Origin of the sequence: Sphingomonas sp., from assembly GCF_036388435.1 — a bacterium.
Lineage (GTDB): Bacteria > Pseudomonadota > Alphaproteobacteria > Sphingomonadales > Sphingomonadaceae > Sphingomonas.
Genome location: NZ_DASVRV010000025.1, coordinates 1 through 20495, shown reverse-complemented (window position 1 = coordinate 20495; position 20495 = coordinate 1). Strand labels below are relative to the sequence as shown.

The 20495-nt window shown below is 69.0% G+C and carries 24 protein-coding genes and 1 pseudogene; 7 read left to right on the top strand and 18 right to left on the bottom strand.

Annotated features, from left to right (window positions below):
* Positions 1-459 precede the first annotated feature (459 nt).
* The 12 genes from VF592_RS05760 to VF592_RS05705 form a co-directional block, all read right to left on the bottom strand.
* Complete coding sequence (locus tag VF592_RS05760) at positions 460-909, bottom strand: hypothetical protein (protein ID WP_331004661.1); 450 nt, start codon at positions 907-909, stop codon at positions 460-462.
* A complete protein-coding gene (locus tag VF592_RS05755; RefSeq protein ID WP_331004660.1) occupies positions 902-2437 on the bottom strand; it encodes a DUF3987 domain-containing protein in 1536 nt (511 codons plus the stop codon). Before VF592_RS05755 ends, VF592_RS05760 begins: the two co-directional genes overlap by 8 nt.
* A complete protein-coding gene (locus VF592_RS05750) occupies positions 2434-3396 on the bottom strand; it encodes a DUF7146 domain-containing protein (RefSeq protein WP_331004659.1) in 963 nt (320 codons plus the stop codon). Before VF592_RS05750 ends, VF592_RS05755 begins: the two co-directional genes overlap by 4 nt.
* Positions 3393-3698, bottom strand: a complete 306-nt coding sequence (locus tag VF592_RS05745) for a hypothetical protein (RefSeq protein WP_331004658.1) — start codon at positions 3696-3698, stop codon at positions 3393-3395. The genes VF592_RS05750 and VF592_RS05745 overlap by 4 nt, the downstream gene beginning before the upstream one ends.
* Positions 3695-4012, bottom strand: a complete 318-nt coding sequence (locus tag VF592_RS05740; RefSeq protein WP_331004657.1) for a hypothetical protein — start codon at positions 4010-4012, stop codon at positions 3695-3697. The genes VF592_RS05745 and VF592_RS05740 overlap by 4 nt, the downstream gene beginning before the upstream one ends.
* On the bottom strand, positions 4009-4320 hold the full coding sequence (locus tag VF592_RS05735; protein ID WP_331004656.1) for a hypothetical protein: 312 nt from the start codon (positions 4318-4320) through the stop codon (positions 4009-4011). Before VF592_RS05735 ends, VF592_RS05740 begins: the two co-directional genes overlap by 4 nt.
* Complete coding sequence (locus VF592_RS05730; RefSeq protein WP_331004655.1) at positions 4317-4508, bottom strand: hypothetical protein; 192 nt, start codon at positions 4506-4508, stop codon at positions 4317-4319. Before VF592_RS05730 ends, VF592_RS05735 begins: the two co-directional genes overlap by 4 nt.
* A 178-nt stretch (positions 4509-4686) precedes the next feature.
* The gene (locus VF592_RS05725; RefSeq protein WP_331004654.1) at positions 4687-4884 is read right to left on the bottom strand and encodes a helix-turn-helix transcriptional regulator; all 198 of its coding nucleotides are present in this window, start codon (positions 4882-4884) and stop codon (positions 4687-4689) included.
* Between the two features lie 104 nt (positions 4885-4988).
* The gene (locus tag VF592_RS05720) at positions 4989-5741 is read right to left on the bottom strand and encodes a hypothetical protein (protein WP_331004653.1); all 753 of its coding nucleotides are present in this window, start codon (positions 5739-5741) and stop codon (positions 4989-4991) included.
* Positions 5742-5831: 90 nt separating this feature from the next.
* Entirely contained in the window at positions 5832-7067 is a 1236-nt protein-coding gene (locus VF592_RS05715; protein ID WP_331004652.1) for a site-specific integrase, read from the bottom strand.
* Between the two features lie 132 nt (positions 7068-7199).
* The gene (trmB, locus tag VF592_RS05710; protein WP_331004651.1) at positions 7200-7880 is read right to left on the bottom strand and encodes a tRNA (guanine(46)-N(7))-methyltransferase TrmB; all 681 of its coding nucleotides are present in this window, start codon (positions 7878-7880) and stop codon (positions 7200-7202) included.
* Between the two features lie 21 nt (positions 7881-7901).
* Complete coding sequence (locus VF592_RS05705) at positions 7902-9149, bottom strand: putative DNA modification/repair radical SAM protein (RefSeq protein WP_331004650.1); 1248 nt, start codon at positions 9147-9149, stop codon at positions 7902-7904.
* Between the two features lie 154 nt (positions 9150-9303).
* Here VF592_RS05705 and VF592_RS05700 point away from each other — a divergent pair, with 154 nt between their 5' ends.
* The gene (locus VF592_RS05700; RefSeq protein WP_331004649.1) at positions 9304-9798 is read left to right on the top strand and encodes a hypothetical protein; all 495 of its coding nucleotides are present in this window, start codon (positions 9304-9306) and stop codon (positions 9796-9798) included.
* On the opposite strand, the gene VF592_RS05695 is transcribed toward VF592_RS05700, so the two are convergent.
* The 3 genes from VF592_RS05695 to VF592_RS05685 are packed head-to-tail and all read right to left on the bottom strand — an operon-like array spanning position 9725 to position 11694.
* A complete protein-coding gene (locus tag VF592_RS05695) occupies positions 9725-10477 on the bottom strand; it encodes a thioredoxin domain-containing protein (protein WP_331004648.1) in 753 nt (250 codons plus the stop codon). The genes VF592_RS05700 and VF592_RS05695 overlap by 74 nt on opposite strands.
* Positions 10478-10505: 28 nt before the next feature.
* Positions 10506-11171, bottom strand: coding sequence for a thioredoxin domain-containing protein (locus VF592_RS05690; RefSeq protein WP_331004647.1), 666 nt, complete (start codon positions 11169-11171; stop codon positions 10506-10508).
* A 1-nt stretch (position 11172) separates the two neighbouring features.
* Entirely contained in the window at positions 11173-11694 is a 522-nt protein-coding gene (locus VF592_RS05685; protein WP_331004646.1) for a DUF721 domain-containing protein, read from the bottom strand.
* Between the two features lie 14 nt (positions 11695-11708).
* On the opposite strand from VF592_RS05685, the gene VF592_RS05680 reads away from it, so the two are divergent.
* From VF592_RS05680 to nudC, 3 genes are all read left to right on the top strand, one after another.
* Complete coding sequence (locus VF592_RS05680; RefSeq protein ID WP_331004645.1) at positions 11709-12740, top strand: A/G-specific adenine glycosylase; 1032 nt, start codon at positions 11709-11711, stop codon at positions 12738-12740.
* 262 nt (positions 12741-13002) lie between these two features.
* A complete protein-coding gene (locus VF592_RS05675; protein ID WP_331004644.1) occupies positions 13003-14322 on the top strand; it encodes a serine hydrolase domain-containing protein in 1320 nt (439 codons plus the stop codon).
* The gene (gene nudC, locus VF592_RS05670) at positions 14319-15188 is read left to right on the top strand and encodes an NAD(+) diphosphatase (RefSeq protein ID WP_331004643.1); all 870 of its coding nucleotides are present in this window, start codon (positions 14319-14321) and stop codon (positions 15186-15188) included. The genes VF592_RS05675 and nudC overlap by 4 nt, the downstream gene beginning before the upstream one ends.
* 56 nt (positions 15189-15244) lie before the next feature.
* Here nudC and VF592_RS05665 read toward each other — a convergent pair whose 3' ends face one another.
* A complete protein-coding gene (locus VF592_RS05665) occupies positions 15245-16135 on the bottom strand; it encodes a prephenate dehydratase (protein ID WP_331004642.1) in 891 nt (296 codons plus the stop codon).
* Between the two features lie 148 nt (positions 16136-16283).
* Here VF592_RS05665 and VF592_RS05660 point away from each other — a divergent pair, with 148 nt between their 5' ends.
* Positions 16284-16982, top strand: coding sequence for a c-type cytochrome (locus VF592_RS05660; protein WP_331004641.1), 699 nt, complete (start codon positions 16284-16286; stop codon positions 16980-16982).
* A gap of 75 nt (positions 16983-17057) precedes the next feature.
* Here VF592_RS05660 and VF592_RS05655 read toward each other — a convergent pair whose 3' ends face one another.
* Both VF592_RS05655 and VF592_RS05650 read right to left on the bottom strand, forming a co-directional pair.
* A complete protein-coding gene (locus tag VF592_RS05655) occupies positions 17058-17936 on the bottom strand; it encodes an LOG family protein (RefSeq protein ID WP_331004640.1) in 879 nt (292 codons plus the stop codon).
* A gap of 32 nt (positions 17937-17968) precedes the next feature.
* Positions 17969-18511, bottom strand: a complete 543-nt coding sequence (locus tag VF592_RS05650; protein ID WP_331004639.1) for an extensin family protein — start codon at positions 18509-18511, stop codon at positions 17969-17971.
* Between the two features lie 313 nt (positions 18512-18824).
* Between VF592_RS05650 and VF592_RS05645 the strand changes: the two genes are divergently transcribed.
* Both VF592_RS05645 and VF592_RS05640 read left to right on the top strand, forming a co-directional pair.
* Complete coding sequence (locus VF592_RS05645; RefSeq protein WP_331004638.1) at positions 18825-19958, top strand: phosphoserine transaminase; 1134 nt, start codon at positions 18825-18827, stop codon at positions 19956-19958.
* 108 nt (positions 19959-20066) lie between these two features.
* Positions 20067-20495: pseudogene (locus VF592_RS05640) on the top strand (phosphoglycerate dehydrogenase); the annotation flags it as partial.

Below are 20495 nucleotides of genomic sequence, written 5' to 3'. Positions count from 1 at the left end.
AACGCCGCCGACAATGCCGAGCACGTCTCGAAGTGCTCCCGCCACCGCCGCCGCTTGACCGCATCGGGGCTCACCTCGCCCCTCCCAGTGCGGCACGGTCGGAACGCCACCCCGCGTGCGCGTCACTGGCCGCATGGTCGGGTCGGCGGACACGCGAAACCGTCAAGGCACCGTCAAGGCATCCCTCGCGTACACGGCTACGGCAAATTCCGGCGTGGCAGCGCGGGGACTGTCCATAACCGCCACCGATCGGGAGCCCACCACGCCCGCGCGTATTGGCCGCAGCTAGGCCGCCAGCGGTGCTATCGTCGCTATTGTCGCTATTGTCAGAGGGCCTGCGTGTGCCTGCCGACCTCTTTCTATAGAGATAGATAGATACCTTTTTTAGGTTACGTCGCGCGGGCGTGGACCGAGCCAGATCGACCGCGAGGCCCCGTGACAATAGCGACAATAGCGACATTAGCCCCTCCCGAAGTCCCAGAGCAGCACCGGCGCGACGACGGGATGTGTCCCGTGTCCCATGCCGCCGCGCACGAAAATTGAACGATCCCGACCGGCACCAGCGATCGCCCGCTGCTCGTCCAGCAACACGACCTCCCGCCCGGCCAACCACACCGCCAGCCCCTCAAATTCCCAGCTATCGCGCGGGCCAACGCCGAACAGGTCATGGACCGACCAGCCGAGCGCGAGCGCCTTGGACGCCCAGCCTTCACGTGCGAGCCGCAGCGCGTCACCGACCACCGCCGCCCAGTTCGCGGCCTTCTCGACCTTTCGGGGCGGGGGCATCCCTGGGAGACGCGCCAGATGGTCGCATAGCTCGGGATCAAGCCCGTAGCGTCCGACCGGAGCCGCTGGGGGTGCCGGCGGCTGATCCAGCACCTTCGCCGCCACGTCGCGCCAGCTACTCATTGAGCGACCCATGCACGGCCGGGTTTACAAGGAAGTCTTTGCGCGCTTTGCCGACCGTATCACCCGCGCGCGACGGAGCCGGACGCAACCAATCCGCCTCCACCAGAGCGTCAGTCGCCGCATCGACATCGATCGCCAGTTTGAGCGCCGGGATGCCGCTGCTCCGCTGAACGTCGCGGGCGTTGATCCGCTGGGCGCCTGACTTTCGGATATGCTTGGCGAGCGCCGCCGCGTTCCGCTCGCTGGCGGGCAGAGCGGCGTCACCGAACACGCGCAGGGCGGACGGCTTGGCGTAGTCATCCACGAACGCGAGGACGGCCACCAGGGTTTCGGCGCTGACGCACGTCGGTTCAGCACCCCTCCCGGCCGCCCAGGCCATCATCTCCGCCACCAGCGCCAGACGGAGCACCATGCCACGAAGCTTGCCTAGAAAGCCCTTGTAGAGGGCCGATGCGTCGCGGACCGCCTCGTCGTTGTCCCGTATCCATGCCTCGAACACTTGCCCGGCGGCATCGGACAGCATCAGCACCACGGGCGACGCCTGCCCGTCATCGGCACGAAGGGGCTGTAACCCCATCAGGCGCCGATACACGCGCTCCAGCAGCGCCCCGTCCGCGATGCTGCGCGGTCGCTGATACCGGATCGGGTCCGGCCACACCCACAGAAAGCGCGGCACAAGCCCGTCATCCGCTGTTTTCAGCAGGCACTCAGACAGCTTTTCCGGCTGGATACCGCCCAGCACCGTCACGCCGTTGAACGGGATGAATAGCGGCGCCTTCATGCTCTTGCGGTCCACGACGTGCGGGCGCCCGCCATAGGCTTCCAGCCAGAACTCCCGCCCACCGGGCGAGTAGCGCTCGAAGCTCATCAGCCATGCCGCCAACTCGTCGCGCAGATGAAGCACGCCGTTGGGGTTGCCCGACAGAATGTCGCCTACCGCCTCAGGGGTGCCGTCCTGCACCACCAAGCGCGGGCGCTGGGGTTCGTCGGGATCAACCGCGGCTGCAGGCATAGACGGGGTAGCGACGCCCTCCTTCGTCGCCGCCTTGACCTGGCCCTGCCATTCGGCGCGCTCAGCCTTCGCGCGCTCCGCCGTCGTCGACCAGCCGATGAGGCTGTTCTTATGATGCTCGGCAAGCTCCCGTTCCATGCCGCGCAACGGAGCTGTAGCGGCGTCGATCGCAGGCGACTTGTTCGAGGACGGATCACCGACCAACGCCACCCACGACACGCATGGCTCCTGCCATTGAGGCGCCGTGGCGAACGGCTGGATGCGCCGCTTCGCCCCGATCAGTGACGCCGCCACGCCGATCACGCTGGCTGCAACATAGTCGACCGGCGCACCCGCACCCGTGGCAAGGTCCTGGATCAGCGGCCAGAGGTCCCCGAAAATGTCGGACGGCATTTCAGGGGGCACCGTACGCCCACCGCCGAGGATTGACATATCAGGGGGAAGCCAACCACCCCCGACGCTGGCGACATAGGGTTCAGCCGCATCGAAGCGGTCGCGCATGGCGGCGGCGGTCATGCGCTCTGTCCCATCAACTCAGCGTTGAAGTCTTTGTGCGGCGGCTTGGGACGCATGATGCGGACGGCTCGACCAGCCGAGGCGAACGCCTCCGCAGCCTTGCCCGCCGCAACCGCGCCAGCGTCGTCACCGTCCGCGCCGATCACGACCGCGCGCACCACGTCGGGAAATACCATCTGGGGCAGCATCGACGTACCCGCCGCCACCCACACCGACCGACCCAGCGCCTGAGCGAGGGTCAGTCCATCTTCCAATCCTTCTGTGACGAGGATCGACGCGGCGGGTGGCCCGAGCTGGATTGCGCCACCGACGACGTTGCCCAGGCTGTATTTCACCTTGCCCTTAGGGTCCGTCGTCGCGGCTTTGCGCCCGTCCTCGGTCAGGTACGTCCGCTGTATCCCGACCAGCACGCCCGCCGGATCGGTGACGACCGCAATCAGGGTAGGCAACAGCCCCGGCCCATTCGCCGCGAGCACGCCGTCCCCGTCGATCTTAGGCGGCGCGAGCCGGGCGAACCGCAGCGTATGGGGCAGCGGCATGGTGATCCGCCGCCCGCGCAGATACGCTTCGGCGGGCGTCCCCTCGATCGGCGCGGACTCCCGCACAATTCGATCAGCGACCCCGCGAAGGTTCTTCTTGGGTGGGGCAGGCGCGCGCTGTTGCTCCAGCTCGGCCAGCGCGCCGCCGTCGAGCATCCCGACCGCCTCCAGCAGCTTCACCCGGTAAGCCCGCTGTACGAAGTCGAGCACGTCACCTTGGGCGCTGCATCCGAAACAGAACCACCGCCGATCGTCGGCGTAGATCGTGAATGACGGCGATTTATCGGGGTGGAACGGACAGCATCCCTTCCACTCCCGCCCGGCGCGCTGGAGCTTCACCCCGGCTTGTGACGCCACCGCCGAGATGGCGAAGCGGTCGCGAAGCTGGGCGCACAGCGCCGGAAGGATAAGCCCCGTCATGCCGCCCGCCCCCGGAAAGGCAGGATCACCGCCGACTTGCGCCGCCGCCTTGCGGGCCGGGGCTCGTCGAGCGACTTCATGCTGATACGCCAAGGCTCGTATTCGACGTAGATCGCGCCTTCCGCGTCATTCGGCCAATCGGCGCGCAAATCGCGGAACCTGCCCTGAAACGACAGCAGGAATATCCGGTCCCGGCTCCACGTCGCGACGGTCGGAAACTCAGTCCGATCGGTGTCTCGTTCCGCAAGCGTCTTACCCTCGCTAGACACAAGAATGACGCACCGCTCCATCGCGCCGCTCATGCCGCACCGCCGGGAGCCGGGATGATGCCCAACCGACCCTCTAGGTGCTCGACGTACCCCAGCACGAGGTGGAGCGCCGCGACCGACACGTCAGCGCCTCCGCTGGCGCGACCTGACGACTGCTCTTTCAAATGGACGATCGCGCTTTCGGTCCACTCGCGTGGGCCGCCCAGGTCGACCGCTAGGCTCATGGCATTGGCGACGTGGCGGCGGAGCGCATCGGTGCGGGCGGGCTCGGCCAAGTGCGCGGCGGCGTTCAGCACCTCATCGGGCGTCTGTGGCCGGCGGCCGAACGGGATTATATCGGCGCTCACGCGGCTTTCTCCCGCACTTCGGCGGCGGTCCACACAATCGCGCGCTTGCCGGTGACGTTCAGGCGGCGGGTCCCGCTGTCCACGATCAGATGCTTGCGCCGAAGCTCAGTCGTTCGGGGCTGAATCGTCCAGCGCGACACGTTCAGCGTCGCCGCCAGCTCGTCGGCGGTAAGGCCGTTCGCGCCCGCCGCATGGATCGCACGTAGCGCCAGCCGCTGGAGCCGGGCCGATACGGGCGCGATAGCCTCGGCGGCTTCGCGGGACGTGTCAGTGTCGCGAAAACCCGGCTCGTCCGGATAGTCGTTCATGCCTGACCTCCGTTGGCGAGAGGCAGCAAGTCGTGCTTACGCAGGAGGTCAGACAGCCACCGCTCTTGCTTCTCGGTCAGGGGATCGTCGGAGAACATCAGCCCGCCGCAAAACTGCCCTGAGCGCTGATTTAGCTTCGGTTCCGGGTGCGTCAGCAGCGAACGCGCTGCCGCTTTGTGATCAGCCATTCGGCCCTCCCCAGACTAGGCCAGCGACGATCGCCGCGCGGCGGGGGTGAAGGTGAAAGCGCGAGGTCAGGACTTCCGCCCGAAGTGCGCTGGTGTTAAGGCCGTTGTCGCAACCTGCCCGGAAGCAATCAGCGGCCTCGCTCCTAACCGGAGCGGGGTCGTTTCTGTTTGGCATGGATCACGCCGCGACCCGCTCGGAGGTGGAGCCAACACGGCGCTCAGCCTTCCAGGTCTCAATGTCGGCGGGGTCGTAGGCGATCCGCTTTCCAGCCTTGATGAATTTCGGACCTCGGCCAAGCCCGCGCCAGTTTGCGAGCGTCTTTGGCGCGACGCCGACGTGCGGTGCGGCCTCGCCTTCGGTCAGCAGCTTGTGCATTGCTTCCTCCGTATCCGCTCGGGTTGGAGCGGGTTTGCGAGGGAAGGAGTGCGACGGTACGGGTCGTAAGTCTTTGGCCGGAAATGGCGATTAATGGACGGATATTAATTGCGGAGGTCCGGGCGAACCGCCAATACTTTGTTCCGTATCCGTTTGATCTTACCCTCGTCACCGCCGACCGGGGGCTCGATCATCGCCAGTACCGACTTGATCGCACGGCGAACGCGAGCATCGCCCGTGAACTGCCCATCGTCACACGAAGCTATCACCTGCGCGACGATCCCGGCGTCCGACGCATATTGCCCAGTCCCGAGCGGCCGCCCCGGTTTCGCGGTGAGGGGCTGTTGGGCATCGGTGGCAACTTCATACGTCACATCGGACTGAGCCGGTTGATTTGTTGCGCTCGGCTGACGAAGCGGCCCAGCAAATAGCTCTAGTCGCGCCCGGCCTACTCGGACACCGCATAGCTTCCCTCGCTCGCCATGCGGACCGTGAGGGTGAATGGGCAGGGTGCCGCTCGACCACACCTCCGATAGCGCGTCCGGCGGACCAAGCAGCCGCGACCAAATGTCCGCTGGAATGTCGACGTCCCGTTCCTCGGTCCGCACAAGCTCAACCTCCCAAGTCGCCAAGGGTGCGCCGATCGGATGAATACCGTTGGGGTGCGGCCCGTAACGCTTCGGTGAAGGCGGTGGCGTGACGTACTCGAATGAGACGCCGACGTCGGCGCGCGCCGGAACATCGCCGTCGCATAGCATCCGCCATAGCCGAAGATTGTTCGCCCCGGCCGCATCGCCTTTGCGCCATACCGCCGCGCAGGCATCCGCAAGCGGCATCCATTCGCCTTGATCGTCCATCGTCGCCTCCCGGCGCATCCGCAGAGGGAAGGGGCGGCAAGCCGGGCGGATAAACCGGCCTTGTCGGGAGCTACCCTAGCCGCCCCAGCATCACGCCCGCCGAGCGGCAAGCGGGATCACGTTGTTCTCAGTTGGTTCGAGCAGCCCGGCCACGTGCCGCCCCCAAGCGTCAAGCGCGGCCCGCTTCTCGTCGGTCCAGTGGTGGCGCTGGTACACGCCCGCCACGCCTGACCGGGAGCCCGCTAAGTGATTCAGCACCGCCTCGGTCACCTCAAACCGGACGCCCAGCCGTTGCAGCCCTGTGGCCAGCGTCCGACGCAGGTCGTGAAGCCGCCAGGCTGGCAGGGGGTCACCGTCCTTCGCCAGCTTAGCGTCGATCTGACGCTTGCCCGCCGCATGAGCGACATAGGCGGCACCTGATGACGTAGCGAATACCCGACCCGACTTCGGCCATTTATCCCCGCAGGAAATGCCGTCGAGCACTTCGACCGCTAGAGCGTTGAGCGGGACGGTGTGCCCCTCCTTGTTCTTTGATCGAGCACCTGGAAGCGACCAGAGCGCGGCGGCTCGGTTCAGCTCCGACCAGTCCAAGCCGGTGACTTCCTCGCGGCGTTGCCCCGTGGCGATCAGCAGCCGCACGATGTGGCCGAACACACGGTGGCCGGTGCTGGCCGCGATCCACACGCGCCGTAGCTCGTCGTCGCTCAATACCCGGTCGCGCGCCTGGACCGGCTCGGGCGTTTCCACCCCGTCGAGCGGGGAGCGCTCAAGATCGCCACGCGTCACCGCCCATCGGAACAGCCGTCGTAATACCGCGAACACGTTACGGCGGAGCGCCTGTTGCTCCAGCGGGAGCCGGTCGAGCACCGCCGACACGTCCGCGCGGGTGATCGTCGGGAGAGCCTTCCTGCCCAGCACCGGCTCAGCGTGGAGCCGGAACGTGCGCTCGACCAGCTTTCCCCAGCCCACCCCCTTGCACGAGGCATGGAACCGGGCGGCGTAGGATGTAAAATTCAGGTCGACCGCTTCCCGGCGGCGCTTTTCCTCTGCGGCGGCTGGATCGATCCCTTGCGCGACCAGCACCGCCAACCGCTCCGCCTCGGTCCGGGCCGTGGTGGGCGTCCAGGGCGAGCCATGCGCGCCGATGGTGTAGCGCCGGGTCGGAGCCTCCCGCCCGCCGAGCCGGTACTGATAGACGTAGGACCGGGCACCGGCGGGGGTGATCTTCGCGCCGAACCCGCGCAACTCGTCATCCCACAGGAAGGCGACCGCCGGCCCCTTCGCTAGCGCATCGACCGTCCGCTTGTTGACCTTGCCCGTTGGCATGACCGACCCTCCCGCCGTGCTTTCCAGCAATCACCTGGTAAGCACGGTAGCGGGAACCGGAGGGAACGGCAAGGGAACAGCGGGAAGTCACTAGGGCGCGCTACAAGGGCGGAGGAGCCCGTGAACCGCAGATTACCGTCGCACGTACCTGAAATACCACACTTCACGGCCCTGGCGCCGGGCCTTGCGCTCGTAGCGCGTCTCGGGCCAGTCGGCGGGGCGGGCCAGGAAGTCGGCGGGGGTGCGCGCCTGCCATATGAAGTCGCAGCGCCGGTCCATCACCGCCATCGCCCAGCGGCAATAGGTCGGGTCGTCGGTGCCCAGCCGGAACTCGGCGTCGGGGGCGAGCTTGGCGGCGATCAGGTCGAGCGGGCCGTGGTTGACCATGCGCCGCTTGGCATGTCGCGCCTTGGGCCAGGGATCGGGGTGGAGCAGGTAGACGCGCTCCAGCGACGCGTCCGGCAGCCGGTCGAGCACGTCGAGCGCGTCTCCCATGTGGAGGCGGACATTGGTCAGCGCGCGGTCGCGCACATGCGTCAGCGCGCCGACCACGCCGTTGAGGAACGGCTCGCACCCGATGAACCCGGTATCCGGCGCGGCCTCGGCCTGCGCCGCCAGATGCTCGCCCGCGCCGAAGCCGATCTCGACCTGCAGCGCGCGCGCGTCGCCGAACAGGGTCGCGGCGTCGAGCGGGCCGGCGGCGGGGACGCTGAGCTCGGGCAGCATCTCCTCGACGAGCGCGGCCTGGCCGATGCGCAGTTTATGGCCCTGGCTGCGGCCATAGAGGCGGCGGATGGTGGCGGGATCGTTCATGGGCGCCGCCCTAGCCGCGCGTCAGGCCCCGAACAATTCCAGTTGCCGCGTGGGCGGCGCTACGATCGGGCGGAGATCGCCGCGATCGGCGAGCGCGACCGGGCGCCAACCCTCCGCGACCAGGAAGGGGCGTACCTTCGCGATCGAGGCGGTCAGCCGCGCCACGTCGTCCAGGCGGAGCCGCCGCCAACGCCGTGACCGCACGATCGCGTCGACCGCCTTGACCCCCAGCCCGGGGACGCGGAGCAGATCCTCGCGCGGGGCGCGATTGACGTCGACGGGAAAGCGGCCGCGGAATTTCAGCGCCCAAGCCAGCTTGGGGTCGATATCGAGCGGGAGCATCCCCGTCGCCGGGTCGGCGGCCGCGACCACCTCGTGCGGCTGATAGTCGTAGAAGCGCATCAGCCAGTCGGACTGGTAGAGCCGGTGCTCGCGCATCAAGGGCGGGCGCGACAGCGGCAGCACCGCCGACGCGTCCGGGATCGGGCTGAACGCGGAATAATAGACGCGGCGCAGGCCGAACCGGTCGTAGAGCGTCGAGGCGCGGGTGACGATGTCGCCATCGGTCGCCGCGTCCGCGCCGACGATCATTTGCGTCGACTGGCCGGCGGGAGCGAAGCGGGGCGCCGACTTGTACTTTGCCCGCGCGTCCCGGCCATCGGCGATGGCGGATTTGGTGTCGGCCATCGCCTTCTCGATCCGCGCCGCCGACTTTTCGGGTGCGAGGCGTTTCAGCCCGCCCACCGTCGGCAGCTCGACGTTGATCGACACCCGGTCGGCATGGAGCCCCGCCTGGTGGACGAGCTCGGGATCGGCGTCGGGTATCGTTTTGAGGTGGATATAGCCCCGGAACAGGTGATCCTCGCGCAACGAGCGCGCCACCTCGACCATCTGCTCCATCGTGTAGTTGGGCGAGCGGATGATGCCCGACGAAAGGAACAGCCCCTCGATATAGTTGCGCCTGTAGAAGGAGATGGTGAGGTCGACGACCTCCTTGGCGGTGAAGCGCGCGCGGCGGACGTTCGAGCTCTTGCGATTTATACAATAATGGCAGTCGAAGATGCAGCTGTTGGTCAGCAGGATCTTAAGCAGGCTGATGCACCGGCCATCAGGGGCATAGGCGTGGCAGATGCCCATGCCCTCGGTCGAACCCAACCCCTTGCCATCGCGCGAATGGCGTTTAGCGGTGCCCGACGAGGCGCAGGACGCGTCATATTTCGCGGCGTCGGCGAGGATGGCGAGCTTGGCCTGGACATCGAGCTGCGCCATCGCGTTCCATATACGTTCACACGCCAGGACCCGCAATCGCGGGCCGATCAGTCCGGGAGTTTATCCATGCAAGATCAACCTGTTGTTAAAATAGCGGCCATAGGATGTAACCTGTGTTCACCTGTTTCGTTTCTCACCCGGAAATTTCGTCGCCATGAACATCGACAATCGTCTGAAGCGACTCGATGAGCATCAGGCGGCCATCCACGCCCTTGTGCGACGCGGCGAGCGATTGCTCGGCGCGGCCGACCATGACGCCCCCGAACTGGCGCGGGGACGCTGGGAGCTGGCGCGCGCGATAATGGCCTATCAGGGGTTCAAGCACCGCGAGATCTTCGATCCCATCACCGCCCGGGGCACCGCCGATCAGGCGCGCACCGCCCGCCGCCTCAAGGCGAAATGCGTCGCCAGGGGCGACGCGTTCCGCGCCTATGTGGCCAAATGGAGCGCGGTCAGCGTTCTCGACCGATGGGACGAGTATCGGCCCGCCGCGATCGCGATGATCGCCGAGATTAAGGAGCAGCTGACGCGCGAGCGCGGTGAGGCCGCGATGCTGCTCGGCGAGCCCGCGGGACCTATGCCCCGGCCGCCTTCAACGCCTGCTCTATCTGCGCCCATGACACAGCGCCCGGAACCGCCTGGCCATTGATCAGGAAGGTCGGCGTGCCGGTGACGGTGCCGCTCGCCTGCGCATCGCCCGACGACTTGGTCAGCGCGTCCTGCGCCGCCTGATCGTTCAGACACGCGCGCGCCTGCGCTTCGGGAACACCGCGCTGCTTGACGAATTCGACCAGCCCCATCGCGTCGCCCAACGCCGCGATCTGCTGCCGCGGCGGCAGCGACTGGAGCCGCTGTTCGAGCGCGGCGCCGCCCTGCTGGAGCCGGTCGAGCGTCGCGGGCTGATCGGCATACATCTGGTCGAGGATCGGGAAGAACACGGCCGTTCCCCCGCACTGGCCCAGCAACGCCGCTGCCAGATCGGGGGCTCCGTGGACCAGGAAGTCGCGGAATTCGAAGCTCACCTTGCCGGTCGCGACATAGTTCTTCGCCAGCGGCTCGGCGGCTTCGCGTGAAAAGGCGCCGCAGGTCGGGCAAGTGCGCGCGCCGTACTCGACGAGCTTCACCGGCGCGTTGGGATTGCCCATGCGGAACCCGCCTTCGGGCGTCCTGACCACCGTTTCCGTCCAATTCCGCCCGGCGGGGGCGGGCGCGGTCGCGAGGGTGGTCGCGTTGCCGGTCGCTGCGGTGCTGGCATTCTCGCCCGAACAGGCGGCGCTCGAAAGGAGAACGGGGATCAGCAGCGGCAAAGCGAGAACGGAACGGGTCATGATCGGGCTCCTTTGAGTCACTTGTGAGTCACTTGGCGCCGGCGGCGCGCAGCAGGGGTTCTAGCCGCGCCCAGTCCGGTGCGGCGGCCAAGCGGCCGTTGATGAAGAAGCTGGGGGTGCTCGTCACCTCGGGAGGCCGCGCTTCGCTGGCGGCGACCACGCGGTCGAGTTCGGCGCGATCGGCGAAACAGACCGCCAGCCGGGTCTCGGCCAGGCCGTTCGCGCGGCCGATCGCCGACAGCCCGGCGCCGTCGGCGATCGCGCGCAGCCGCCCGCCGATCGGCAGGCCGTTCAGCTTGGGCGCGTTCGCCTCGGCATAGGCAGCGCCGCGCGGCAGCCAATCGTCCTGGGCCGCGAAGATCGCGTCGCTCGTGCGCGCGAACCCGGCGGGTCCCGCGCAACGCGCGACCACCACCGCCGACAGATCGATGATGTCGCGGATCAGGTGGTGCAGCTCCAGGCTGGCCGATCCCGACCGGATCATCGCGCCCTTGAGCACCGGCTTCGATTCGACCGCGAAATGCGCGCAATGCGAACAGGTATAGCTGGCATATTCCACCAGCTTGACCCGCGCCGCCGGGTTGCCGACCAGATAGGCGCCGTTCGGCAGGAGCCGCGCGCGGTTCGACCAGTCGGTCGGGGCCGCGGCGCAGAGCAGGAACAGGGCCGACGCGGCGAGCGCGAAACGCTTCATCTCAACGTATCCTGGGGAGGCCGGTCGACGCGGCGACGCCCGCCGCCAGTGATTCGAGTACCGCCTTCAGCTCGGGATCGGCGATCGCCTTGAGCCCGGCGCCGAGTTCGATCGGCACGGCGCGGATCGACGGGGGCGGGGTGCGCGGGGCAGGCTTGGCGACCTCGCCCTGCCTGATCGTCACCCGCGCCACCGCCGGATAGCCGAAAAATCGGTTCACCCGCTCGGTTATCTCGGGGACGATGTGCTGCATGATGACCGCGTGCACCCCGCGCACCGTCAGCGTCAGCGTGCCGTCCTGCTTCGACCCGTGCGGAAAGCGGATCGATTCGGGCTGGCTCACTGCCGCATATCGTTCGCCCACGATCTCGGGCCAGCGGCTGACGATCGAGCTCTGGACGAAGCCGAAACGCCGGAACGCCGCGCGGCCGACATCGGGCAGCAGCTCGGCGACTTGGCGCGACCGGTTCTGGCGCTCGGGCGGGGAAGGGGGTGGGGAGCGCTTGCTCATCCGCCCACCCATGCCATAGCGCCCATGTGGACGCCAAGCGCCTATCGATCTCGCCCGCACTCTTGGGCTGGTACGACGCGCATCGCCGCGACCTGCCCTGGCGCGCGAGGCCGGGCGAGCTGCCCGACCCGTACCGGGTATGGGTGTCGGAGGTGATGCTCCAGCAGACCACCGTGGCCACCGTCCGCCCGCGCTTCACCGCCTGGATCGCCCGCTGGCCGAGCGTGGAGGCGCTGGCGGTGGCGAGCGAGGCGGAGGTCATGGCCGCCTGGGCGGGGCTCGGCTATTATGCCCGCGCGCGCAATCTCCACGCGGCGGCGAAGGCGGTGGCGGCGCTGGGCGGCTTTCCACGCAGCGAGGCGGGCCTGCGGGGGCTGCCGGGGCTCGGCGCCTACATCGCCGCCGCCGTCGCTGCGATCGCCTTCGGGGAACGCACGGTCGTCGTCGACGCCAATGTCGAACGGGTGGTCGCGCGGTTGTTCGCCATCGCCACGCCCCTGCCACGGGCCCGCCCCGCGATCCGCGCCGCCGCCGACACGATCACGCCGGACGGGCGCGCGGGCGATTTCGCGCAGGCGATGATGGATCTGGGCTCGGGCATCTGCACCTCCAGGCGCCCGCGCTGCCTGCTCTGCCCGGTGCGCCCCTGGTGCGACGCGTACGCGACCGGCGAGCCCGACCGCTTTCCGCACAAGCAGCCCAAGGCCGAGCGCCCGCAGCGTTTCGGCACCGCCTTCTGGCTGGAACATGAGGGCCGCGTCCTCCTCCACCGCCGCCCGCCGCGCGGGCTGCTCGGCGGGATGCTGGCGCTGCCGACGGGGCCGTGGGTCGACGCCCCGCCGGGCCTGACCGATGCGCCGGGCGCGGACGACTGGCGGCTGCTGCCCGCGACGGTCGAGCATGGCTTCACCCATTTCCGCCTCCAACTCGCGCTCGGGGTGGCCAAGGGGTCGGGGGGCGAGCAGGGCGAGTGGTGGCCGGTGGACGAGCTGGCGGTAGCGGGGCTGCCGACGGTGTTCCGGCGCGCGGCGGAAGCGATCCTGGCCGGACGGGGTTGAGGGGGGCACGCGAAGCCGCGAAGACGCGAAGAGGAAAGAAGGTTGGTTCGCGCGGAGGCGCGGAGGAGGTGGATCGGCGCCGCCGCCATTTCCGCCGCGTCAGCGGCAAGTCATTCTCGACCGTTGATACCGGGGAGGCCGCTTGCGCGGCGGAGGACGCCGGCACCTACTCCCCTTCGCGGCTTCGCGTGAACCAACCCAATCCCCTCGACTTCGACCAAAGCCGGCGGCAGGAAAGCCCGACGATCGAACGGAGCGGACGATGAAGCAGGCGACGATGATCACGATGGCCGCGGCGCTGCTCGCGACCGGTGCCTGGGCCGGACAGGCGGAGCATGCGCCCCGACCTACGCCGCAGCCCAGCGTGCGGGCCAGTCCGCTCCCGACCACCCAGGCGCTGTTCGACGCCTATGTCCGCGACGGCAAGATGCCCGGCATCACCGCCGCCTTCGGGGTCGGCGACGCGGCGCCCGTCTTCGTCTCGGCCGGGCGCATCGCCGACGATTCAACGGTCGCCGCCGGGCCCGACACATTGTGGCGCATCTATTCGATGACCAAGCCCGTAACCGCCATGGCCGCGATGATCCTGGTCGAGGAGGGCAAGCTCCGGCTCGACCAGCCGGTGTCCGACATCCTCCCCGCCTTCCGCACGATGCGCGTGCTGACCGACCCCGCGAACAGCCTGGCGAGCCGCCCCGCCGCCCGTCCGATCACGATCCGCCACCTGCTCACCCATACCGCCGGGTTGGGTTACAATATCGTCACCAAGGGTCCGTTGCTCGGGGAATATGAGCGGCTCGGCATCCTCCCCGGCGCTGCCAACGAGGCGGTCGAGGTGCAGGCGCGGCGCGTCCGTCCCACCTCGCTCCAGGCCTTCGCCGACCGCGTCGCGACGCTGCCGCTCATTGCCGATCCAGGGACGCGGTGGAGTTATTCGATCGGGCTGGACCTGATGGGCGCGGTGATCGAGCGCGTGTCGGGCCACCCCTTCGAGCGTTTCCTCCGGACGCGCCTGTTCGCGCCGCTGAAGATGAACTCGACCTATTTCGCCGTTCCCGCCGCCGAAGCGGGGCGGCTGGCGACCAACTACGCCTTCGTCGGCGCGAACCGCGTCCCGCTCGACCCGGCGCGCGGCTCCGTATTCCTCCGGCCGCCCAGCTTCCCCTATGGCGGCGCGGGGCTGGTTTCGTCGGCGCGCGACTACGATCGCTTCCTCCACATGCTCGCGAATGGCGGCCAGCTCGACGGGGTGCGCGTGATGAAGGCGGAGACCGCCCGGCTCGCCATGTCGAACCTGCTGCCGCCCGGCGTGACCTTCCAGGGGATCGGCGGCGGCACCGGCGGCACGCAAGGGTCGGGCGCCCCGATGGGCTATGGCGCGGGCGGATCGGTGTATCTCGCCGACCGCGCGGGCGGGCCGAGCAGGGGCACCTATGGCTGGGGCGGCGCGGCGGGGACGATCGCCTATGTCGATCCCGTCCGCCAGACGCGCGGCACGATCATGGTCAATTATTTCCCCGCCGAGCGCTGGCTGCTCCGCCAGGAGGTTCCTGCCGCCCTGCTGCGCGACCTGGCGCGGTGATCGCGCCAGGGTTCACCGGTGGGAAGCTGGATCGGGCGGATCGCCTGCGCCAGGACCCGGCTGCGGTCGCGGCGGCGATGGGTGACTGGCGCGCGCGGCTGTTGCTGCTCGGCCCCGGCTATGAGCCGCAGGTGACCGATGACGGCCGCCTTGCCTGGACGACCCTCGCCGACGCCGATCCGCAAGCCGACCTCGTGCTGCTGGGCCTCGACCAGGGCCGCCCCCGCTTCGCGCAGATCACGAACGCGGCAGGCGGCGCCCCCTTTCGCTCGCCCCGCCTGCTTGGCGCGCTGGGCGAGCTCGTCCATGGCGAGGCGGCGACCTATGCCCAGGCGCGCGCGGTGCTCGACTGGCATGCCCGCCACCGCTTCTGCGCCGCGTGCGGTTCCCCCACCGCGGTGATCCGCGCGGGCTGGGCGCGCAAATGCCCGAACTGCGCCGTCGAGCACTTCCCGCGCACCGACCCCGTCGTCATCATGATCGCCGAATATGCCGGCCGGGCGCTGCTCGGCCGCCAGGGGTCCTGGCCGCCCGGTCGTTTCTCCGCGCTGGCGGGGTTCGTCGAACCGGGCGAGTCGATCGAGGAAGCCGTCGCCCGCGAAATCCACGAGGAAGCGGGCCTGCGCGTGCGCGACGTGCGCTATGTCGCCAGCCAGCCCTGGCCCTTTCCCTCCCAGCTGATGATCGCCTGCGTCGCGGCGGCGGAGGACGACGCGCTCACCCTCGACGAGACGGAGATCGCCGAAGCGATCTGGGTGCCGCGCGACCAGGTCCGCGCGGTGCTGGCGGGCGGAGAAGGGCCGTTCCTGCCGCCGCCCGCCTATGCGATCGCGCATACGCTGTTGAGCGAATGGGCGGTGGCGTGAATCGAAGGCCGGGTCGATCGGCATGGCGGCGCGCGGCGGGGTAGTTCGACCTCGTCCTACGCCGCCCGTTCCCGCGCCCGCCGATACGTCCCCAGCACGCGCAGCCATTTGGAATGGAAGCCCAGCTCCTCCAGCGCCCGGCCGAGCCCCGGATCGTCCGGGCGCCCGTCCACATCGGCGTAGAATTCGGTCGCCGCGAACGATCCGCCGCGCTGATAGCTTTCCAGCTTGGTCATGTTGACGCCGTTGGTCGCGAAACCGCCCATCGCCTTGTAGAGTGCGGCGGGGACGTTCCTGACCTCGAAGATCAGGGTCGTGATCCACGGGCCGTCGCCGGACGTCCCGGTCGCGTCGCGCGCCAGCACGACGAAGCGGGTGGTGTTGTGCTCGGCATCGGCGATATCGCTCGCCAGCACGTCGAGCCCATAGAGCGCGGCCGCGCCGGGCGGGGCGAGGGCGGCCAGTTCGGGCTCATCGCGCTCGGCGACCAGCGCGGCGGCGCCCGCCGTATCGGGATAGGGCACCGGCTCGATCCCGCGTTCGCGCAGCCAGTGGCGGCATTGGCCGAGCGCCTGGGGGTGGCTGACAGCCTGGCGTATGGAGGCGCCCGCGCGGCCCATCAGCGCGTAGCGGATGGGCAGGAAATGCTCGCCGACGATGCTGAGCCCGGACTCGGGGAGCAGGAAGTGGATGTCGGCGACCCGGCCGTGGAGCGAGTTCTCGATCGGGATCATCGCCACCCCCGCCCGCCCGTCGCGCACCGCGTCGATCGCGTCGGCGAAGTCGAAACAGGGCAGGGGCAGGCCCTGGGGAAACGCCTCCAGCGCCGCCAGATGGCTGTTAGCGCCCGGCGCCCCCTGGAATGCGACCGCGCGCGGCGGATCGGCGGCGGCGGCCGCCACCATGCGGGCGACGAGCGGGCGGGCGGGGGCGGGAAAGCTCTCCATCGCGGCGCGGGTTAGGCGGCGCGGCGACGGTGGGCAAGCGGCCCCGGCGCGGTAACCGACATGACCGTTCCGCGACGCGGAACTTGCCGATCCGGGCGGGCTTTTCTAAGGGACGGGGAAACCCACCCCAAAGGCATATCCGAACCAAATGGACATCAAGACCAACACCATCGCTGGCTGGGCCTTGGCGGCGAGCGGCGCCGCGCTCGGGCTGGCGATCGTCGGCGGCATGGTCTTTCACGGCGAGCGCCCGGAAAAGATGGGCTATGCCATCGAGGGCGTCGAAGCCGAGGGCGGCGAAGCCGGCGCGGAGGCGCAGCAGCCGATCGCGACGCTGCTGGCGTCCGCCGATCCGGCCAAGGGCGCCGACGTGTTCAAGAAATGCGCGGCCTGCCACACGATCAACGCCGGCGGCGCGGCGGGCATCGGCCCCAACCTCCACGGCGTGATGGGCAAAGCGATCGCGGCGGGCGCGTTCGGCTATTCCGACGCGCTGAAAGGCGTGGGCGGCAATTGGGATTGGGAAAAGATGAACGCGTGGCTGCTCAGCCCCCGCAAGTTCGCGCCCGGCACCAAGATGACCTTCGCGGGCCTGGGCAACGGCGCCGATCGCGCCAACGTCCTGGCCTATCTGAACGCGCAAGGGTCGAACCTGCCGCTCCCCGCCGCGCCGCCCGCCGGTGCCGCCGCGACGGAGACGGGCGCCGCCGATCCCAAGGCCGCCGAAGCCATCTCGAACGCCCAGGCCGGTCCGACCGCCGACATCGCCAATACCGGCTCGCCGGCCAGCGGCGCCCCGTCGATCGACCCGGGCGCCAAGGAAAAGGGCGCCAAGGCGGCGGAGTGATCGCCTGACGTTTCGGATCGTTCGTCGTCCCGGGCCCGGCAAGGGCCGGGATGACGAGTGGCGGACGGCGGCGGCTTAGGCCCCCGTCTCTCCGGCCCGCTCGCGGTAGAAGCGCTGCACCACCGCCCAGCCCTCGGCGGCGGTGTCGACATAGGTGAAGATGCCCAGGTCGCGCTCCGACACCACGCCTTCCTCGACCAGCGCCTCGAAATTCACCACCCGGCTCCAGAATTCGCGGCCATAGAGCAATACGGGGATGGGCGCGATCTTGCCCGTCTGGATCAGGGTCAGCAACTCGAACAATTCGTCGAAGGTCCCGAACCCGCCCGGAAACACCGCCAGCGCGCGCGCCTTGAGCAGGAAGTGCATCTTACGCAGCGCGAAATAATGGAATTGCGTCGACAGCGACGGGGTGACGTAGGGATTGGGCGCCTGCTCGTGCGGCAGGACGATGTTGAGCCCGATCGAATCGGCATGGACGTCGGCCGCGCCGCGATTGGCCGCTTCCATGATCGACGGCCCCCCGCCCGAGCAGACCACGAAATGCCGCTGCCCGTGCGCGTCGCGCGGGAAGTTGCTGACCAGCCCCGCCAACTCGCGCGCGGTGTCGTACCAGCGCGATTTGGCGACCAGCGACTCGGCGATGCGCCGCGATTTCTCGTCGCTCGCCATCTCGAGCAGCGCATGGGCCTTGGCGGGCTCCGGGATGCGCGCCGAGCCGTAGAAGACGAAGGTCGACCCGATATGCGCCTCCTCCATGATCAGCGAGGTCTTGAGCAGTTCGAGCTGGAAGCGGACGGGGCGCAAATCCTCGCGCAGCAGGAAGTCCATGTCCTGGAACGCCAGGCTATAGGCGGGATGCTCGGTCTGCGGGGTCGACAGGTTGGTGGCGGCGCTTTCGGCGTCCTGGCGGGCCGGGGCGAAAACGCGGTCGGGAACTCTGGTCTCGGTCATCGGGGGCCGATAGGCGAAGAGGTTACGCTGCGCTAGCGGCAGAAATCCGCACCATCATCCTCCAGGTGCAGATGGTCGCGATGCGCCGCGTTATAGTCCGGGCTAAGCACCGTCCCGAACCGCCGACAGGCGGACCGCCGGATCGTCTGCAGGAATCCGCGCACCGCCGCATCCTCCGACGCCCAGTCGCGCGCGATCGACACCTGCCGCCCGTCGCGCAGCGTGAACGCGGCCACGTCGACCGCATTGGCGATCGCATGGCCCGACCGGCGGCCGCCGCCGCGGCTCGACCCGACGACGTTGCGGCAGGCATAGGTGCCCATGCCGGTCACGCGGACCAGTTCCGACCCCATTCCCTGATAGGCGGCGGGCACGACCGCATTGCGCACCCAACCTGCGAACGCGCGCGCATTGCCGCAGCGCATGGCGGTGATCCCCGTCACCGGCACGCCGATGTCGAGCAGCTGTACCGTGCCGTATAATCCGCAGCCTTGGCCGGTCGCCTTGTCGGGCAGCACGCGGAACTCGACGCCTTGCGCGCGCAGATCGGCATGGCATCGCGCCGTCTCGCGCACCGAGGGCCGGTCGATCTCCGCGCGGGGCGGGAAAGGGCGTTCCGAACGGCCGCACGCGGCGAGGAGGATCAGGAGTGACGAGGCACCTATCCGCCTCGACGTCACCCCGGACTTGTTCCGGGGTCCATCGTGGTGCGTGCTCCTCATCGGCCGAGTCTGCCCAACGCTGGACCCCGGAACAAGTCCGGGGTGACGATCATAGCGAAGGTGGGAGGCGACGTACCGCCCTTGCTCCCGTCCCCAACCTCCCCTAACGCCGCGGACGGGCCACGCCGTCCCAACGCGGCGCGTGCTCTCTGCGAGGAGAGTTGCAGTGACGAATATCCTTACCCGCCCGGGCCTGAAGCCCGCGCGTCCGTTCTTTTCCTCCGGCCCCTGCGCCAAGCCGCCCGGCTGGTCCGCCGACAAGCTCGCCGTCGACAGTCTCGGCCGGTCGCACCGGTCGAAGATCGGCAAGCAGCGGCTGAACTATTGCATCGACCTGATGCGCGACGCGCTCTCGCTTCCCGACACCCACCGCATCGGCATCGTGCCCGGCTCCGACACGGGCGCCTATGAGATGGCGATGTGGACGATGCTGGGCGCGCGCCCGGTCACCGCGCTCGCCTGGGAAAGCTTCGGCGAGGGCTGGGTCACCGACGCGGTGAAGCAGCTCAGGATCGATCCGGTCGTGATGCGCGCCGATTACGGCCGGCTCCCCGATCTCGGGGCGGTCGACTGGAGCCACGACGTGCTGTTCACCTGGAACGGCACCACCAGCGGCGTGCGCGTGCCGAACGGCGACTGGATCGCTCCCGACCGCGCGGGGCTGAGCTTCGCCGACGCGACCAGCGCGGTCTTCGCCTACGACCTGCCCTGGGACAGGATCGATGTCGCGACCTTCTCCTGGCAGAAGGTGCTGGGCGGCGAGGGCGCGCACGGCGTCCTGATCCTGGGGCCCCGCGCGGTCGAGCGGCTGGAAAGCTACACCCCCGCCTGGCCCCTCCCCAAGGTCTTCCGCCTCGTGTCGAAGGGCAAGCTGGCCGAGGGCGTGTTCCTAGGGGAAACGATCAACACCCCCTCGATGCTCGCGGTCGAGGACGCGATCTGGTCGCTCGAATGGGCGCGTTCGCTGGGCCAGGGCGGGCTGATCGCACGGTCGGACGCCAACGCCGCCGCGCTCGACCGCATCGTCGAGCAGCGCGACTGGCTCGGCCATCTCGCCCCCGACCCGGCCAGCCGCTCGCGCACCAGCGTCTGCCTGACGGTGGCGGGCGCGGACGAGGCGCTGATCAAGCGCATGGCCGCGCTGCTCGAAGCCGAAGGCGCGGCGTACGACATCGCGGGCTATCGCGACGCGCCGCCGGGCCTGCGCATCTGGTGCGGCGCCACGGTCGACACCGGCGATATCGAGGCGCTCGGGCCGTGGCTCGACTGGGCCTATGCCCAGGCCAAGCACGCCAACTAATCACCGTCATCCCAGCGGAAGCTGGGATCTCTCGCGATCGCAAGCGCGCGCTTGCCGCCTGAGATCCTGACTTTCGTCAGGATGACGTTTGCGAGAAAGGCAAACGTCATGCCCAAAGTCCTCATTTCCGACAAGATGGACCCCCGCGCGGCCGAGATCTTCCGCGAGCGCGGGGTCGAGGTCGACTTCCTGCCCAAGCTCGGGAAGGACAAGGACGCTCTCCTCGCCGCGATCCCCACCTATGACGGCCTCGCCATCCGGTCCGCGACCAAGGCCACCGAGAAGCTAATCGCCGCCGCGACCAACCTCAAGGTCATCGGCCGCGCTGGCATCGGCGTCGACAACGTCGACATCCCGGCGGCCTCGCGCCGGGGCATTATCGTGATGAACACGCCCTTCGGGAACTCCATCACCACCGCCGAGCACGCGATCGCCATGATGCTGGCGGTCGCGCGGCAGATCCCGGAGGCCAACGCCTCCACCCATGCGGGGAAATGGGAGAAGTCGCGCTTCATGGGCGTGGAGCTGACGGGCAAG